Annotated in this window: 13 protein-coding genes; 3 read left to right on the forward strand and 10 right to left on the reverse strand. The window is 68.2% G+C overall.

Annotated elements, in window-relative coordinates:
* Positions 1–504: 504 nt before the first annotated feature.
* The gene (parE, locus tag A7B20_RS16185; protein WP_102109625.1) at positions 505–2463 is read left to right on the forward strand and encodes a DNA topoisomerase IV subunit B; all 1959 of its coding nucleotides are present in this window, start codon (positions 505–507) and stop codon (positions 2461–2463) included.
* A gap of 1415 nt (positions 2464–3878) precedes the next feature.
* On the opposite strand, the gene A7B20_RS16190 is transcribed toward parE, so the two are convergent.
* The 3 genes from A7B20_RS16190 to A7B20_RS16200 form a co-directional block, all read right to left on the reverse strand.
* Positions 3879–4295 (reverse strand): universal stress protein, encoded by a 417-nt coding sequence (locus tag A7B20_RS16190; protein ID WP_102109626.1) that lies wholly within the window; start codon positions 4293–4295, stop codon positions 3879–3881.
* Between the two features lie 180 nt (positions 4296–4475).
* Positions 4476–4877 (reverse strand): c-type cytochrome, encoded by a 402-nt coding sequence (locus A7B20_RS16195; RefSeq protein ID WP_102109627.1) that lies wholly within the window; start codon positions 4875–4877, stop codon positions 4476–4478.
* Positions 4878–4987: 110 nt separating this feature from the next.
* Entirely contained in the window at positions 4988–5425 is a 438-nt protein-coding gene (locus A7B20_RS16200; protein WP_245867024.1) for a L,D-transpeptidase, read from the reverse strand.
* A gap of 198 nt (positions 5426–5623) precedes the next feature.
* Between A7B20_RS16200 and A7B20_RS16205 the strand changes: the two genes are divergently transcribed.
* Together A7B20_RS16205 and A7B20_RS16210 are read left to right on the forward strand one after the other, a co-directional pair.
* The gene (locus A7B20_RS16205) at positions 5624–6295 is read left to right on the forward strand and encodes a hypothetical protein (protein WP_102109628.1); all 672 of its coding nucleotides are present in this window, start codon (positions 5624–5626) and stop codon (positions 6293–6295) included.
* A gap of 46 nt (positions 6296–6341) precedes the next feature.
* Positions 6342–6785 carry a DMT family transporter gene (locus A7B20_RS16210; RefSeq protein WP_102109629.1) on the forward strand — a complete coding sequence of 148 codons (444 nt, stop codon included), beginning with the start codon at positions 6342–6344 and terminating at the stop codon, positions 6783–6785.
* Here A7B20_RS16210 and A7B20_RS16215 read toward each other — a convergent pair.
* Genes A7B20_RS16215 through A7B20_RS16245 form a run of 7 tightly spaced genes read right to left on the reverse strand, consistent with a single transcriptional unit; the run spans position 6782 to position 16808 of the window.
* A complete protein-coding gene (locus A7B20_RS16215) occupies positions 6782–7816 on the reverse strand; it encodes an alginate lyase family protein (protein ID WP_157937708.1) in 1035 nt (344 codons plus the stop codon). The two genes, A7B20_RS16210 and A7B20_RS16215, sit on opposite strands and share 4 nt — an antisense overlap.
* On the reverse strand, positions 7813–10569 hold the full coding sequence (locus A7B20_RS16220; RefSeq protein WP_102109631.1) for a hypothetical protein: 2757 nt from the start codon (positions 10567–10569) through the stop codon (positions 7813–7815). The genes A7B20_RS16215 and A7B20_RS16220 overlap by 4 nt, the downstream gene beginning before the upstream one ends.
* Before the next feature lie 4 nt (positions 10570–10573).
* A complete protein-coding gene (locus A7B20_RS16225; RefSeq protein ID WP_102109632.1) occupies positions 10574–11902 on the reverse strand; it encodes an alginate O-acetyltransferase AlgX-related protein in 1329 nt (442 codons plus the stop codon).
* 32 nt (positions 11903–11934) lie between these two features.
* A complete protein-coding gene (locus A7B20_RS16230; protein WP_102109633.1) occupies positions 11935–12726 on the reverse strand; it encodes a hypothetical protein in 792 nt (263 codons plus the stop codon).
* Positions 12723–14261 carry a right-handed parallel beta-helix repeat-containing protein gene (locus tag A7B20_RS16235; RefSeq protein WP_102109634.1) on the reverse strand — a complete coding sequence of 513 codons (1539 nt, stop codon included), beginning with the start codon at positions 14259–14261 and terminating at the stop codon, positions 12723–12725. Before A7B20_RS16235 ends, A7B20_RS16230 begins: the two co-directional genes overlap by 4 nt.
* Complete coding sequence (locus tag A7B20_RS16240; protein WP_172961041.1) at positions 14254–15732, reverse strand: mannose-1-phosphate guanylyltransferase; 1479 nt, start codon at positions 15730–15732, stop codon at positions 14254–14256. The genes A7B20_RS16235 and A7B20_RS16240 overlap by 8 nt, the downstream gene beginning before the upstream one ends.
* On the reverse strand, positions 15729–16808 hold the full coding sequence (locus tag A7B20_RS16245) for a hypothetical protein (RefSeq protein WP_102109636.1): 1080 nt from the start codon (positions 16806–16808) through the stop codon (positions 15729–15731). Before A7B20_RS16245 ends, A7B20_RS16240 begins: the two co-directional genes overlap by 4 nt.
* Positions 16809–16814: the final 6 nt, after the last annotated feature.

A 16814-nucleotide genomic window follows, 5' to 3' on the forward strand; every position in this document is an offset into this window, starting at 1 on the left:
GTCAGGCGCGCGGGGCGCGGCCCGTCGTCGAGCAGCGCCATGCGGCCCCGCTTGCGGCGCAGCCCGTGCAGCGCCAGGGTCCGCCCGAGACGGGCACGCAACAGAAGATCTTGCCGCATGGGATCGCTCCAGCCTGCCGCACCCGTCGGCGGCGCAACAGAGGGTGCCGCGGGCGCCGGGCAATTTCATGGCGCAGCGTGGGAAGTTTGTGGGCCCGGGCGCACAGAGTGCGAGGAGCCCCGACGCCCGCGGCATCCACGCCACCGCCGCCTCACCCCATGATCCGACCGGTTCCCGCGACCGCGCCGGGACCAGGGCGCACGGCGCGGCACCTCCCATCTTTGCTTTCCAAATATCCCGGGGGGTCCGGGGGGCTGGCCCCCCGGTCCCGGCCTCTCCGCCGCCACCGAAGCCCTGACCCTGCGCGACCGCGGCACCTCGCGCCTTTCCTCACCCCGCCAAACCTGCCATTCTGCCGCCCAATCAGAACAGCAGGTGAGCAGCATGGCCGAAGATCTTCTTTCCGGAGCCGGTGAACCCGTCTACGACGCCTCCTCCATCGAGGTGCTCGAAGGGCTCGAGCCGGTCCGCAAGCGCCCCGGGATGTACATCGGCGGCACGGACGAACGCGCCCTGCACCACCTCGTGGCCGAGGTGCTGGACAACTCGATGGACGAGGCGGTGGCGGGCCACGCGAACCGGATCGAGGTGGAGCTGCACGCGGACTACTCCATCACCGTCCGCGACAACGGCCGCGGCATCCCGGTGGACCCGCACCCGAAGTTCCCCGACAAGTCGGCGCTGGAGGTGATCCTCTGCACGCTGCACGCGGGCGGCAAGTTCTCGGGCAAGGCCTACCAGACCTCGGGGGGCCTGCACGGCGTGGGCGCCTCGGTGGTGAACGCGCTGTCGGATTCCATGATCGTACAGGTCGCCCGCAACCGCGAGCTCTACGAGCAGCGCTTCTCCCGCGGCATCCCCCTCGGCCCGGTCGAGAAGATCGGCGCCGCGCCGAACCGCCGCGGCACCACCGTGACCTTCCACGCGGACGAGCAGATCTTCCACGCCCACCGCTTCAAGCCCGCGCGGCTGTTCAAGTCGATCCGCTCCAAGGCCTACCTGTTCTCGGGGGTCGAGATCCGCTGGAAATCCGCCATCGACGACGGCGAGACGCCGGTCGAGGCGACGTTCCACTTCCCCGGCGGCCTTGCCGATTACCTGAACGAGACGCTGAACGGCGCCGTCACCTATTCCGACCGCCCCTTCGCGGGCAAGGTCAGCTTCGAGGAGAAGTTCGGACAGCCCGGCTCGGTCGAATGGGCGATCAACTGGACCCCCGTGCGCGACGGCTTCACCCAGTCCTACTGCAACACCGTGCCGACGCCCGAGGGCGGCACCCACGAGTCGGGCTTCTGGGCCGCGGTGCTGAAGGGCATCCGCGCCTATGGCGAGCTGATCTCCAACCGCAAGGCCAAGGACATCACGCGGGAGGACCTGCTGTCGGGCGGCTGCGCCCTGGTCTCGTGCTTCATCCGCGAGCCGGAGTTCGTGGGCCAGACGAAGGACCGGCTGGCGACCACCGAGGCGGGCCGCCTGGTGGAAGGCGCGGTGCGCGACCACTTCGACAACTGGCTGGCGGCGGACACCAAGGCGGCGGGGGCGATCCTCGATTTCCTGGTGCTGCGCGCCGAGGAGCGGATGCGGCGGCGGCAGGAGAAGGAGACGCAGCGGAAGTCGGCGACGAAGAAGCTGCGCCTGCCCGGCAAGCTGACGGACTGCACCTCGAAGGACCGCGCGGGGACCGAGCTGTTCATCGTCGAGGGCGATTCCGCCGGCGGCTCGGCCAAGGGCGCGCGGCGGCGGGAGACCCAGGCGCTGCTGCCGCTGAAGGGCAAGATCCTGAACGTGCTGGGGTCGGCGTCGTCCAAGCTGGGGTCGAACGCCGAGATTTCGGACCTCTGCGAGGCGCTGGGCGTCGGGATGGGGACGAAGTTCAACGTCGAGGACCTGCGCTACGAGAAGGTCATCATCATGACCGACGCGGATGTCGACGGGGCGCATATCGCATCGCTGCTGATGACGTTCTTCTTCACCCAGATGCGGCCGCTGATCGACCGGGGGCATCTTTATCTGGCCTGTCCGCCGCTGTTCCGGCTGACCCAGGGGGCGAAGCGGGTCTATTGCCTGGACGAGATGGAGAAGGAGATGTGGCTGCAGAAGGGCCTGGGCGGCAAGGGCAAGATCGACGTCTCGCGGTTCAAGGGGCTGGGCGAGATGGACGCCAAGGACCTGAAGGAGACGACCATGGACCCCGATACGCGGAAGCTGATCCGGGTGACGGTGGACGAGGACATGCCCGGCGAGACGGGGGACCTGGTGGAGCGGCTGATGGGCAAGAAGCCGGAGCTGCGGTTCCAGTATATCAGCGAGAATGCGCGGTTTGTGGAGGAGTTGGATGTGTAATGCAGCAAGAACCAAGAGAAGGCAATTTGGGCGCGCGTTTTGCACTTATGCTGGGAGTGCTGCCTTGGAAAAACATTGCGAGCGCAATTGAGAAATGCTGGAAGCGTTTGACATTCATACGGTCACATTCTGCGCATTCGTAATAATTTATCTTTCATTATCCTTGCTTCTGTTGACTTTCGATCAGGATTTCAGGGATGATTTTATTGACACAATCATACTCAGAGTTCCTCTTCGAAACATTCTGTTTTGATACAAAATCTGCACTTCGGATGTGAATCCACCCCGTGCGAAAAAAGTCCGAGGTCAATATTAACTATGTAGCCTACCGCTCGACTTCCAAGACCAGGTGGCCGCAGTAAATCTTCCAAAGTTTACTCCCCAACAAAGGATAGGAGAAGTGCGCTTGCTACAAAAAGAAGAATTGATGATGAAATGAAAATTGGATGTCGCCTCTGGAATTTTGAGCCAAAAGAATCTCTAAGCGTGATTACGTCTATCACATCTTTTCTGAAATCCTCTCTTAATATGATTAAAAGCACGAAGGACGAAATATAGAGCACGCAGAATGCCACAAATATGGCCATATGAAGGTCGACCAAGTTGAACACTTTCTTAGAGCCTATACATTGCTACAGTTGCAACTATAGTTCCGTCGCGCAATGTGCGCGACAAATATTTCTTGGTGAGGCGCTATGTATCGACCGAGCGGAATCTGCTCAGCAAGCGTAGCGTGGGGTTCCGCCCCACCAACGCCGGGCGGCCAAAGATTGCACCTTGCCTTAGCGGCCCTCGATACTTACCATTAACCGCGTCGCGCATCCACACCGGAGAGTATCGAGCGATAAATGCGCTAGCTGAAGCCCGTGACGAATGTGAAAATAGTCAAACTCGGAGTGCTGGTTAAAAGGATTGGGCGACTATGCAAGATAAAATGAAGGCAGCAATTTTTGGAGTGCTTGTTAGCCTCGGTTGCGCATTGGTTTCTTGGCTGCTCCTGCAGATCGATAGCCCTAGAACTGAGCGGCTCTTGGCTTTGTTTTATCTAAGCATCTGTATGGCTGTATGGTTTTTTCTTCGACATGTCCTTTGGGAAGTAATTCGGAAATTTTTTGATAGATGATAACCAAGCGTAGGGTTGGGTTTCACCCCACCATCGCCCGATTACCGATCATTGCGTCTCGCGTCGGTAGGGTGAACGCCCTTCTACCCAAGACCGCAACCCACGCACAGAGGGCAGTGCCCGGCCGCCGGGTGGGCGAGAAGCGCCCGCTCGGGGGGGGCGGTCGGGCGCTGCCCGGCGTGGCCGCCGGGCGGCTCGGGGTTCAACGTTCCGCACCGATGCCCGCCCAGCGCGGTAGGGTGGGCCTCCGCCCAAAGATCCAGCCGACCTGCTGTCGACCGCCCCGCGACCCCTACCGCACGATGAACACCGACACGTCCGCCTTCGACGCCATCTTCCCCCCGTGGGACGGCCAGATCGCGTCGGCGACGTTCGGGACGTGGGAGGCCATCACCACGAGGTCGGCGCCGAGGTCGCGGGTGGCGTCGTGGAGGATGTCGTCGATCTCCACCGCCGGGTCGTGGGCGACGTAGCTTTTCGAGCCGACCGCCGCGTCCAGCCCCTCGGCCTGGCGCTCGGCGAACCCGGCGAGCTTGCGGTCGAACTCCTCGGGGGAATGCGCCACCCGTCCCGGCAGTTCGGAGGTCACGGCGACGAAGGTCAGCTTCGCGCCGGACTGCCGGGCGAGGTCCTTCGCCGTGTCGATCGCCTTGCCCAGCCGGTCCGCATGTTCGAGATCGACGGGCACCATGATGTGGTCATAGGTCATCGGGTCTCCCTTTCTCTTTCTCAGCTCCAGAGTTCGTCCTGCGGGCACGGGGATTCCCTGCGCCCACGGGGACTCAACACATCCTCCCCCCGATCCGGTCCGACTCCTCCGCGGGATCAGGTCCGCCCGGGCCCCTTCGCGGCCCTGCGACCGGTGCCGCTGCCGCGCCTCGGCGCCTTCCTACCGCTGCACCGACTCGAGGTAGTCGACCAGCGCCACCAGTTGCGCGGGGGTCGGCGTCATCCGCCCGTCCCCGGTGTCGACGCCGACATAGTCGCCTTGGGCCAGCAGGTCGCCGAACACGGGCATGTGGGTGTGCGGGTCGGTGCGGCGGTGATAGCCGTCGATGATGCCCATGACCTTCAGCCGCGGGAAGGTGCCGGCGTTCCGCGCCGCCAGCAGGGTCAGGTCGGGCGCCCGCTGGCCCATGCCCGCCCGCGCGGGACCGCCGCCCCGCGCGTCGGCGCCGTGGCAGGCGGCGCAGACCGCGTTGAAGAAGCCGCGCCCCGTCTCCTCGGGCGGCGGCGCACAGGCGGCGAGGCTCAGGGCGGCGAGGAGGGCGAGCGGGCGGGTGCAGGACATGGGGCCTCCGGGATCGGGTTTCGACCATCCTGCCCCCGTCGCGCAGGGGAGACATTGATCCAGATCATGCCACCCTGCCCCGGGGCGCAGGATGGGTGATATCACCCATCCTACCGGACCACGGTGATCCTGGTCCCCTTCATCCCCACCTGCTGCACCATCGCGAAGAGCTTCTTCGCGTTGCCCGTCGACAGCCGCACGCAGCCGGCCGAGGCGGGGCGGCCCAGCCGCTTGACCTGGTTGGTGCCGTGGATCGCATAGTTGCCGCGGAAGAAGATGGAATACGGCATCGGCGCGTTGTCGTAGAGCGAGGAGTAATGCGTTTTCTTCAGCGCCTGGGGCCGGAAGGTGCCGGTCGGCGTGACCTTGCCCTTGCGCGCGGTCGAAACGGGCCAGTCGCCGACCACCTTACCGTCCCGCTTCACCACCATGCGCTGCTGGGAGATGTCGACCCGCACCTCCAGCGGGGCCGCGGCCAGGGGCGCGGCAAGGGCCAGGGAAATCAGCAGGGCGAAAAGCGGGGCCATCCGGCGGGTCATGAAATGCATGGAGAAATGCTGCCAGAGTCGCGGAAGAAATCCACAGGATTCTTGCGCCGACGCAGCCCGGACCGTGAAAAGCCGGACGGACCGGCCGCTTCCGCCGCCGCGCCCCCCGTTCCCCCGTGTCCCACGTCCCGCACGGCCCCCGCTCCGCCCTCGACGCCGCCCCTACCCAAGCCACATCGGCCCGGCTAACGTCGCGCCATGCGCCTGCTTCTCGTCCTTCTCCTGCTCGCCGCCTGCGGCCGTCCCCTGACCCCGGCCGAGCGGCAGTTCGCCGCCACCGTGCAGGGCGGCACGCTTGCCAGCGGGCGGGTGAGCGTCACGAAGGGCGCGCTGATCGGCAACGTCATCCACCTGCGTCCCGCCCGCCCCGCGCTCGCCTGCCGCGAGAAGATCCGCCGCCCCGAAACCGGGACCATCCGCACCTCCACCGCCGCCTTCGTTCTGTTCCAGCACATGTTCGTCGCCCAGCGACTCTATCGCGACGACTACCTGCCGCGCTATCCCGAGGAGATGTCGCTGGCCGCGGCGATGCTGCTGGCCCACGAGCTGACCCATGTCTGGCAGTGGCAGAACCGCAAGGTGACAGGCTACAGCCCGTTCAAGGCGGCGGTCGAGCACAGCGATGCCGACCCCTACCTGTTCGATCTGACGGCGAGAGCCGATTTCCTCGACTACGGCTACGAGCAGCAGGGGGGTATCGTGGAGGAATTCGTCTGCTGCCGCGCGCTGGATCCCGAGGGCGCCCGCACCGAGCGGCTCTACGACCTGCTGAAGCCCTACTTCCCGGGCATCGAGCCCCGCGAAAGCACCCCGCGCGAGGCGATCCGCCTGCCTTGGGACGGTGCCGAAACCCGCGGGATCTGCAGTTGAGCGCGCCCTACCGCACCGAGTCCGACCAGCAACCCACGGAAACGCCATGACCGACCACCTTCGCCATGCCCTGATCATGCTCGCCTCGGGCATCGGTATCCCGCTGCTTGCCACGCTGAACGCCCAGCTTGGCGGGCGCATCGCCTCGCCCGTCGCGGCGGCCATCGTGCTGTTCTCGGTGGCGTTCCTCGCCTGCCTGCTGGTCGGCCTCGTCACCGGGCTCGGCGGGCTGGCGCGGCTGCCGGGGCAGCCCTTGCACCTGTTCGCCGGCGGGCTGTTCGTGGCCTTCTACGTCGTCTCCGTCACCTTCATCGCGCCCAAGTTCGGTGTCGGCAACGCGATCTTCTTCGTGCTGATCGGCCAGCTGATCTCGGCCGCGGTGATCGACCAGTTCGGCCTGTTCGGCGCCCGCCAGCAAAGCCTGACGCTGGCCCGCGGGGCCGGGATCGCGCTGATGGGCCTCGGCGTGCTCCTGACCCAGAAGGTCTAGCGCAGGGGCCCCCAGATCGCCGTCTGGTCGCCGCCCAGCTTGGAGTGGCTCAGCGGCCGCCAAGGCTCGGCCAGCCTGTCGAGGGCGGGATCGTCGTAGAGCGTCAGGTAAGCCTCGATCCAGGCGAGGTTGAAGCCCTCGATCTCGTCCGTGCCGTCGAAGAAGGTCTGCACCTCGCCGGTGATGGCGCGGGTCTTCTCGCCGGTGTCGAGGTCTGACACCGCGAAGCCGACGATGCGCTTCAGCGCCCCGTCGCATTCGCCGGTCAGGTCGAACCCCTGCCGCTTCAGCCGCGCCACGGTCACAACGAGCGGCGCGATGCTGTGCAGCTGGTAGTGGAGCGCGAAACGGCCGCGGCCCATCTCCTGCGGCAGGCTGCCGTCGGGCGCGGCCTTGCACATGACATAGACGGCGGACCAGGCGGACCAGCCCTGGATGATCCTGTCGTCCGCCAGTTCGCCGATGGCGGCGGCGGCCAGTGCCGACCAGGCGCGCAGGTTGCCCTGCGCCGCGCCGTCGCCGGCCTCCTCCTCCCAGAACGCCATCTGCGCGCGCTGGCGGGTTCTCAGCCAGCCGCGGATGTCGTCGAGATCGCGGTAGAGCGTCGTGAAGGGCGCGACCTGGAGCGCGGCCAGCCCGAAGGCGGCGAGGCGTGAGCCGATGGTGAGGTTCGAGGTGGTCGAACGCAGGTCGCCCATGGCGTCCTCGCGCGCCCAGACCGCGATCCGCTTCACCACGCAGTCGGCCACCGCCTGCCGGTCCGAGTCCGGCAGGAACACGCGGTTCGCATCCGCGGTGAGGTCGCGCAGGAAGTCGTCGATCGGGTCCAGCGCCTCGTCCACCTCGGCATCGGCTTCCGCGTCGAGGGTCGAGGAGTTGCTGCCCTCGGCATAGCGGCTGCCGTAGGCGAGCGAGAACACCGGCTCGGGCGCCTCGGCGCAGGTGAAGTCCTCGGCCATGGCGGCGCCTCCGGAAAGCAGCAGAAGGCAGGCCGCGCGCGCGGCGTGGCGCAGGGGGGGCCGTCGGCTCACTGGATCGCCCCCAGTCGCAGGAGGTTGGCCAGCCCCTCGGCCCGCGTCGCGCCAAGGCCCGCGGCGCGGTCGAGCCAGCCGAGCGCCTGACCCACGTCGCGCGGCACGCCGATGCCGTAGGCCAGGACGTGGCCGTACTCGGCCATCGCCTCGGCATTGCCCGCCTCCGCCGCCTCGCCCAGAAGCTGCGCCGAGGTGACGAGGTCGCCGGAGCTGCGGGCGGTGTCGCGCAGCATCAGCGCGAAGTCGACCTTCGCGGCCACGTCGCCGGCCGCGGCGGCCTGCTGGTAGAGCCCGTTCATGTCGATCCGCGCGTCGGCGATCTCGCGCACCGCGGCGGGGGCCCGGCGATAGGCCGCCAGCACGAAGCGCAGGGCCGCGTCGCTGCGGGTCTGCATCAGCGCGACAAGGTGGTTCGCCGCCTTCGCCGGATCGTAGGTCTGAAGGTCCGGGTCCGAGGTCAGGCGGTAGAGCTGGCGGTGCGCGTCGGCATCGCCCTCGTCGAGGTCGCGGGCATAGACATCGGCCGCCTGCGGCGCCGCGCCCCTGTCGAAGGCCGCCATCTGGCTGTCGGACAGGCGCAGCTTGGACAGCACGTTGCCCCCCTCGACCGCCAGCGCGACCCGGCGCCAGTGGTAGGACTGGTCGGGCGCGCTGCGGAGCGCCGCCGCCTCGCCCAGCTCGTCCACGTCCTTGGTGCCGCAGGTCATCAGCGACACCGCGCGGTCGACGTAATCCGCCGCCTTCTGGTTCGTGACGTAGGGCATGGCGAACATCAGCGCCAGGAAATCGCCACGGTCCTCGATCACCTGCGCATAATCCTCGTAGATCGCGCGGGGGTCGCGGGTCCGCGACTGGAGCCGGGCCTGGAGGCGGATCGCCGCCCCCTCGCCGCGTGCGCCCGCGCGCTTCAGCAGGGTCACGATCTCGTCCGCGACGGCGGGATCGCGGGCGTTGTCTTCGGTCAAGGCGATGGCAAGGTCCAGCGCCGTCGTCACCCCGTTGTTCAGGTAGACCCGGCGGAACAGCTCGACCGCAAGCGCGCGTTCCTGCGGGTTCGTCGCCAGCTCGAACTCGAGCTCGACGAAGGCCTCCAGCGCCTGGTCCGAATTGTCGAGCCGGGCCGCCCAGAGCTCGCGGGACGAGGGCAGCGCGGCGGGATCGACCTGCTGGCGCTGCGCGAACTGCGCCAGCGCCGCCACCCGGTTGTTGAGCGCCTGGGACTGGATCTGGCCCAGCACCTCGGGCTCCTTGAACGGGTCGAGGGCGACCAGGTCGGTGGCGCTGACGGTGACGTTGTCGTACTCGGTCGCACGGAAGTTGCGCGCCCAGGTCGCGGCCTCGCGAAGGCGCGGCGCGTCGGGGGCCTGGCAGCGGAACAGACCGTCGAGCATCTGCATGGAGCTGGCCATGCCGTGACGCGACACGGTTTCGGCCAGGAGGTCGGCGGCACGGTTCAGCTGCGCCGGATCGTTGCGATACCGGATCAGCCGCCCGGCAAGGATCTGCATCCCCTCGGGATCGCCCCGGTGGGCGGCCTCTTCCAGCAGCGGCATCGCCTCGTCCTCGCCCCGCCAGCGGCCCTTGCGCACCAGGATCTCCTTGGCGAGCACGGTGAAGACGAAGCCGGGCGCGTTGTCGAAGGTGGTCAGCTCTCGCAGGTAGTCGAGGTAGACGCTGCTTTCGTCCGTGGTGTCGCCGTCGACGTTGACCGCAAGTTCCAGCATCGGCACCAGCGAGGGGCGCGTGCGGCCCTTGTCCTCGCTCAGGTTGAAGCCGAGGATCCGGTTCAGCTCGGCGTCGTCCAGCCCGCCCGAGGCCTTCAGCTGCGCCACCTGCCGGTCGCTGACGGCGATCCCGCGCTGCACGGCAAGCTTCAGATAGCGGCGCAGCACCTCGTTGTCCTTCTCGGCCGCGTCGGCGCCCATCTGGTACTCGACCACCTTCCAGGCAGCCTCGGCGCCGCCCATGTCGGCGGCGAAGCGGCGCCACTGGTAGGCGATGGCGGGATTGGGCGAGACGACCTCGCCCGACTGGTACTCCCGCGCGATCCGCTCGGCCCTGGCGCAGACGCCGTGGTTCAGCTGCCCCAGCAGTCCGCCGAAGGCCATGGTCACGGTCAGCTCCAGCGGCGCCTCCCACTCGGTGATCGGCGTGCCCTGAAGTTCCAGCCGGGCGAGGGCGAGAAGCGCGTTGGCGTTGCCGCCGTAGGCCGCGTTGACGATCAGCGTGCGGGCATAGTCGGGATCGGCCTGCACGCCGGTGCCGCTCATGTAGTACTGCGCCAGCACCATCCGCTGGTTGTTGGTCAGCGCGTCGTCCATGGCGCGCAGCTGGGCGATCAGCCCCTTCTGGCGCAGCTCGTCCAGCCGTCCGGCATCGACGTGCAGCGCGATCCGGTCCAGCATCTCGTCGCCGCCCTGGTATTCCTCGTCGATCTCGGCCCGGCGGGTGATCAGCGCCGAGATGAAGTCGAACCAGCGGTCCGCGTCCTCTGCCTGAAGGCGACGGATGTCGCGGCCGAGGTAGAGGATGCGTACCGTGTCGGTCAGCTGCTCCTGCCCCAGGTCGACGCCGGTGTCCTCCTCGCGGTCCTCGGCGGCGGCGGCGGCGCTGCAGACGTCCTGCGGCTCCAGCGTGGGCGGCAGGAAGGCCATGTCGAGGGTGCGCGCCTGAAGCGGCACGGCGGCGAGACAGCCAAGAGCGAGGGTCGCGGCCAGGAGGCGGCGGGCGGAGGGCGTGCGGTACGGCATCGGTTCAGCCTTTCCCGGAATAGAAGCAGGCGGTGACCTGCGGCGCGGCGCCGAAACCGGCGGCCAGTTCGATGTCGACGGATTGCGCGCCGCTGTCCCAGAGCCCGCTCATCGGCATGTAGAAGCGGCCGGTCCGGATCTGGTCGGGGTCGCGCACCACGCTGCGGCTGCGCATCATGCCGTTGCGCGAGCGGAAGGTGAAACGCGCCTCGGCACTGTCGCTGCCGCCGGTGTCGAGCGCGAGGGTATAGTCCAGCATCGGGTCGAGCGCGTTCAGGTCCACCCGGATCTGGTTCGCCTGCCCGGTCGAGAACAGGTTCAGCGGCACGCGGCAGGTGTCGCCCGCCGCCGCGATCAGTTCGCGGAGGGGCTGGTCGCCGAAGGCGGCGAGGTTCGCCTCGACCGGCACTTCCCACACCAGCACCGAGGGACGGGCCGAGCGGAAGGCGTCGGAGGTGAGGTAGGACGAGATCGCGGCGAAGGCCCCGCCCTCGGGCACGGCGTACTGCATCACCTCGAGCCCGGTGTATTCCGACAGGAAGCCCGCGAAGTTCACCGAGGGTTCGCCGGTATAGGCGGTGCCGACCACGGCGATGCGGGCGACGCCAAGCGTGGCGCCGGGGCCGAAGATCGTCCCCTGCGGCTGCACCGCGAAGCCCTGGGCGCGGCTGGTCGTGTAGGCGGCGGTCTCGACCTTCGGCAGGCTCAGCACGCAGTCGCGCTGCAACTGCGCCCGCATCTTCGAGTCGATCTCGGTCACGCCGCCCGGGGTGCTGGCGAAGTTGCTCTTCCGCAGGCTCGCCGCCGCGGGGGCGGCGCCCAGGCGCTCGGCCACGGCATCGGCGGCCAGGCGTCCGCCCTCGGCGGTCCAGCGGTAATCGGCCCTGTGATAGGGCAGCGGCCCGCCCCTGGCCGACACCATCGCCCTGCGCACGTCGGCCGTGGCCACGCCCTTCGCCTCCAGCCGCTTCACGATGTCGGCGTAGAGCGTCGTGGCGAGATCCGGGTCGAAACCGAAATCCCAGGCCTCGGGCGGCAGGTAGCCGGGCATGGCAAGGCTCTTCGTCGGCACGGGCAGGTAGATCAGCTGCGTTCCGCGCTCGGCCAGGGCGTCGGAGAGTTCGGCCACGAGTTCGATGCTGCCGTCCGAGAAGGGGTGGAACATCTTCAGGTCGGGATCGACGCGGAAGAACACGCCCTCCCGCCCCTCGACCGCCTGCATCCCCTGCCGGGTCGCAAGGCCGCTGCACCCGAAGGCCGATTGCGCCTCGGCCCCCATGGCCCCGGCCAGCGAGATTGCCGCGGCCAGAAGGAATCCGCTCAGTCTTTTCATGCCTCTGCCCCCGTTCACGGTGCGTCGCGTCCTCAGTTCTTCACGGCGGCTCGTCCGGCCGTCTTGTCGTCGAGATAGGCCAGCAGGTTCTGCGCCGTCGTCTTCACCGCCAGCAGCTTCGACCCTTGCGCCCGCTCCAGGTACTCCCGCGCGCGTGCCAGGTCGGTCGGAGCGGCGGCATCGTCGCTCAGGATGTCCAGCGCGAGCCTCAGCTCGATCCGCCCGTTGCCCGATTTCGCCTGGTCGAGGATCCGCTGGCGCGTCGCCTCCGACAGCGCGCCGAACAGCTTGCCCTCGCCGTTGAACTCCACCACCGCGTCGAGCGCGGCCGAGTTCCCGGCCCAGGCATAGGGATAGAGCACCGAGATCAGGTGCTTCATCCGCGCCGCCGGTTCGGTCGCGGCATCCAGATGACCCATCGCCTCGATCATGTCCGGCAAGGCATAGGCGCGGCCGGTCGCCGCGGCGATGCCGTAGAAATATGCGAGGTCCGAGGCGTGCTTCGCCCGCCCCTGCTTCGCCAGCCGGTCGGCATAGCGCTTCGCCGCCATCCCGTCCCAACGTTCGGCCAGGGCGCGCAGGTCCTCGTCGCTCAGCCGCTCGCCCGCGTTCATCCGCTGCCGCGCGCCGCGCAGGGCGTCGGTCGGCAGCTCGCGGGTGGCGGTCACGCCCGCGCGCACCACGACCGAGATGGCGCGCGACTCGGCGTCGTCCGAGATCACCATCGGGATCGACCCGGCCGCAAGCGGCGCCGCCAGGGCGGCGGCCAGGGCCAGGCCGAGAGCGAGGTGCCGCGCGCGGCGAAGGGATCCGCCGCGCGTCATTTCCGGCAGTCCTCGGGACGGTCGGCCGAGCCCGCCGGAGCGGGCGTCGCGCCGAGCGCGGTGAGGGTGACGGCCTTCTCGCCCGCAAGATCCCCGGCGATGAAGGCGCTCTGGCGCGACAGGTCGCCGCCGAGAAAGCGCGGGTACTGCTGCGTGAAATCGTTCTTCGCCAGCACCAGGCTGGCCCCCGTGGCGGTGGACAGGCCCGCGCGGTTGGCGCTCAGGACGTTGCCCTTCAGCCAGGTCTCGCTGTCGTCCTGCTGGGCCGAGACCCAGATTCCCGCGCTCTGGTTGGCGACGACGCGGTTGTCGGCGACGACGGTGCCGCGGCTGTCGCGCACCTCGATCCCCTTGTGGCGGTTGTCGAGCACGAGGTTGCCGAGGATCCGGCCGCAGTCCGACCCGGCCACGGTGATCCCGCCGCCTTCGCGCCGCCAGACGATGTTGCCCGCGACCAGCGCGTTGTGGCTGTGGCGCCGTACCGCGATCCCGGTTTTCTCGCCGCCAAGGACGACATTGCCCGAGACCACCGCATCGCGGGACCGGGACAGCACCTGGATCGCGTTGAACTCGGTCTTGCCGTAGAAGATGTTGGACAGGATCCGCGGTTCGCGGGCGCCGCTGACGACCAGCGCGGGGCCGCGGGCGGCGCGGAACTTGTTGTTCTCCACGGCGACGCCATCGAGCCCCGACAACGCGACCGACACCAGCCCGTCGAACAGGCTGTCGCGGACGAAGGATGCGCGGCGCACCACCATCATGTTGTTGCGCATCACCGAGAAGCCGCCGAACTTCAGCGTCTTGCCGAAGCCGAGGCCGGTGAACCGCGCGTGGTCGACCTGCACGGTGCCGCTGGCGGCGGTGGTGACGAAGGGCGCGAAACGGCCGGTGACGGTGTTCGCCCCGCCCACCGACTCCACGCTGCCGCCGGCGATGGCGAGGTGGCCGAAGTTGATCAGGAAGGCGCCGTCGGGACGGCTGAGGCGCAGCGTCTCGCCCGGCCCGATCTGGAGCGCGGCGCCGTCCCACACGACGACCGGCACCCGCAGCACGAAGCCGCCGTTGTCGGCCTCGGCGGGTTGCAGGCGGTATTGGCGGGTCAGAAGCTCGATATCCGACAGCCGCGCGGTCCCCCGGCGGATCACCAGCGCCCGGAGCTCGGGATCGCGCTGCGCGTTCAGCACGCCCTGGTTGTCGGTCGCCCCGGCCGTCTGGGTCAGCATGGTCAGCGCCAGCCGCACGTCGAGACCCTGCGCCTCGAGCGGATCGGAAGTGTGATCGCCCGCCATTGGCATCGCCAGCGGTCCGGGTTGCACCGCGGGGGCAAAGCCGTCGAGGCCCGCCGCGCGCAGCAGGTCGAGGTTCGCCACCACGGCGTTCGCCGGGGCGACGAGGCTCTCCTCCAGCCCCTCCAGCGCCGAGCGCAGCCCCGCATCCGGCAGGTCCGGCGCGGCGGAGGCCCCCGCCGCGGCCAGAAGCCCCAGCGCAAGCCCCGCCCCGCCGCGGCGCAGCCGGTGCCACAGTCCGTCACGCATGGCGCAGACCCGGGGTTTCGCTGTCCTTCAGCGTCGTCGCGCGGACGTGGGGCCGCGTGCTGGGGCGGGCGGCGCCGACCGGCACCGCGGTGATCGCCTCGGCCAGGCTGACCTCGGCGGCGAGGCTCAGCAACGCCACCTCCACCGGCTCGTCGGTGCGGTTCGACAGGCGGCTGGCCGACTTCGGGTCGAGCAGACCGCGCTCTCCGGCCACCAGCGTGCTTTGCGCGGTCGCGTTTTCGACGTGCAGGCTGCCGCGGACGACGATCGCCTCGCGCGACGCGGTCGGCGCGATCTCCAGCACTGCGCCGGGGCGCAGGGTCAGCGTGGAAAGATTTACGCCATTCTTATCGATCAGCTGCGCGTGATCGCCCCAGCTGTTGTGGCTGCCGCGGTGCTTCTCCGCCTCGGCGCGCTTGGCGGCCTTCAGGTGCTCGGCCACCTTCTTGACGTTCTGGCAATGGCCGACCTTCGTGACGAGCAGCGCGTCGGGGGTGTCGATGATGATGACGTCGGACATGCCCACGACCGAAACCAGCCTCGTGTCCGAACGGACCATGGAGTTCGACGTCTCGACCGCGATCACGTCGCCCTGGAGCACGTTGCCCTTGGTGTCGGGCTTCGAGATCGAGTACATCGCCGACCAGCTGCCGACATCGTTCCAGCTGACGTCCAGCGGCGCGAGCGCGATGCGGCGGGTCTTCTCGAACACCACCTGTTCGGTCGGCAGGCTTTCGGCGTGGCGGAAGCAGTCGGGGTTCAGAAGCAGGCCGCGGCCGTCGTCCGCGCCGGTTTCCAGCGCCTGCTGCACGGCGACGAAGCTGCCGGGATCGAACCGCTGGTATTCCTCGATGATCGTCGCGGCCGAGAACATCGAGATGCCCGAGGCCCAGTAGGCGATGTCGCTTTCCACCAGCAGGCGGGCCTTCCGGACCGGCGGCTTCTCGACGAAGCGCTCGACCTTGCGGAGGCCGGGATAGTCGGCGATCGGGCCGCCGTCGGTGATGTAGCCGAAGCCGGTCTCGGCATAGCGCGGCTTGATCCCGTAGGTGACGATGTAGCCGTCCGAGGCCGCGCCGCGCATGGCGAGGATGGTGGTGTTGATGTCGCCCTCGATCACGTGATCGGCGGGGATCACCAGCATCAGCGCCTTCGGATCGCGGGCATAGAGCGTCAGCGCGGCGGCCAGCACGGCGGGGCCGGTGTTGCGCCCCATGGGTTCGTAGATCAGTTCGGCGTCGGTGCCGAGCTGGGCGAGCTGCGCCGCGACCGTGTTCCTCTGGCCCACGGAGGCGACGATCACCGGCGTCTCGAACCCTTCTCCCGAGTGCCGCTGCACCGCGGTCTGGAAGAACGTCAGGGAATCCTCGCCGCCGATCCGCTGGAACTGCTTGGGCGACTGGGTCCGCGACATGGGCCACAGACGGGTACCGTTGCCGCCGCAAATGATGAGGGGATGAATGTTGGTCACGACTCTGCCTTTCTGGCAAACAGCGAGCCCCCGAAGATCGACTTCGACAGGCGGACGCGGGCCGGTTTCCCGATGTCTCCGGGGGTGAGGGCGCCGTCTTCCGCACGCAGCACGACGGGCAGGTAGAGGTCACCGTTCTGGGCGGCGTCGTCGGTGGCGGAGGTCAGCACGACATCCACCGGGACCGAACGACCGTCGCCCAGATCCAGCCAGACCTGCTCGCCGTTCATGGCCTTGGTCAACCCTTCGATGCTCATCTGGGATTGAACTCTGACCTGGACGCTAGAGTCGAAAAAGGTCAGAATTGGGTCGCTGGGAAGAACAGTTGCGCCCTCATAGATCCCGTCCGCCAGGGTTACGTCACAATCGCAGGGCAGCACGAAATTCAGCGTGTCGCCGCTGTTCGAGCTGATGGCATAGACCACCTGCCCGGCCCGTGCCCGGGGGTTCAGCATCGAGATCTGGCCGGGGCTCGTCGCCTGCATCTCCTTGCCCTCGCGGGTGATGAAGACGGGACGCGCCTCGTAGCTCTGGGTATAGCGCAGGCGCAGCGCGTTCAGGGCGACGGCGATCAGCACCACCGACAGCACGATCGCCCCGATTCGCCGGATCATGTCCGCGCGGTCGTTCCTGCCGCCGGCCTTGACCTTGGACGGCTTCGGCTTGACCGGGCCGGTATAGGCCATCATCGCGCCGAGCGACACGAAGTCGCCCGCGATGAAGCTGTTCAGGATATAGCGCAGCTGCGGCAGGTGCGGCCCTGTCGGGTCGATGAACTGGAGCTTCAGGTCGTTCGTGTGGAGCCCCGTGAGGCGCGCCTCGGGGAACAGGTCGATGCTGAAGCCCTCGAAGTTGAACTCGAGCTTGATGATGTGGCGGCTGCCCTCGAAGCCGGGGTCGATGGGCCCGGGCGCAATGACGTGGGCCGCGGTCAGCGAAAGGCCCGTGCCCTGGAACACCTGGTCCCCGACCTGGGCGGTGAAGGGCACAGGAAGCACCGGATGCTCGGTCTCGAACACGAAGTCCGAGGCGATCTCGGCGTCTTCCTGGGCTGCGATGTCAATCTGCTTGTTCATTCAAAA

Source organism: Oceaniglobus roseus, from assembly GCF_002869745.1.
GTDB lineage: Bacteria > Pseudomonadota > Alphaproteobacteria > Rhodobacterales > Rhodobacteraceae > Oceaniglobus > Oceaniglobus roseus.

What these genes read in the sequence shown, in the direction of transcription:
- A7B20_RS16245 (WP_102109636.1), bottom strand. Translation starts at nt 16,808, where the DNA reads ATGAACAAGCAGATTGACATCGCAGCCCAGGAAGACGCCGAGATCGCC.
- A7B20_RS16225 (WP_102109632.1), bottom strand. Translation starts at nt 11,902, where the DNA reads ATGAAAAGACTGAGCGGATTCCTTCTGGCCGCGGCAATCTCGCTGGCC.
- A7B20_RS16205 (WP_102109628.1), top strand. Translation starts at nt 5,624, where the DNA reads ATGCGCCTGCTTCTCGTCCTTCTCCTGCTCGCCGCCTGCGGCCGTCCC.
- parE (WP_102109625.1), top strand. Translation starts at nt 505, where the DNA reads ATGGCCGAAGATCTTCTTTCCGGAGCCGGTGAACCCGTCTACGACGCC.
- A7B20_RS16190 (WP_102109626.1), bottom strand. Translation starts at nt 4,295, where the DNA reads ATGACCTATGACCACATCATGGTGCCCGTCGATCTCGAACATGCGGAC.
- A7B20_RS16195 (WP_102109627.1), bottom strand. Translation starts at nt 4,877, where the DNA reads ATGTCCTGCACCCGCCCGCTCGCCCTCCTCGCCGCCCTGAGCCTCGCC.
- A7B20_RS16210 (WP_102109629.1), top strand. Translation starts at nt 6,342, where the DNA reads ATGACCGACCACCTTCGCCATGCCCTGATCATGCTCGCCTCGGGCATC.
- A7B20_RS16230 (WP_102109633.1), bottom strand. Translation starts at nt 12,726, where the DNA reads ATGACGCGCGGCGGATCCCTTCGCCGCGCGCGGCACCTCGCTCTCGGC.
- A7B20_RS16220 (WP_102109631.1), bottom strand. Translation starts at nt 10,569, where the DNA reads ATGCCGTACCGCACGCCCTCCGCCCGCCGCCTCCTGGCCGCGACCCTC.
- A7B20_RS16200 (WP_245867024.1), bottom strand. Translation starts at nt 5,425, where the DNA reads ATGCATTTCATGACCCGCCGGATGGCCCCGCTTTTCGCCCTGCTGATT.
- A7B20_RS16235 (WP_102109634.1), bottom strand. Translation starts at nt 14,261, where the DNA reads ATGCGTGACGGACTGTGGCACCGGCTGCGCCGCGGCGGGGCGGGGCTT.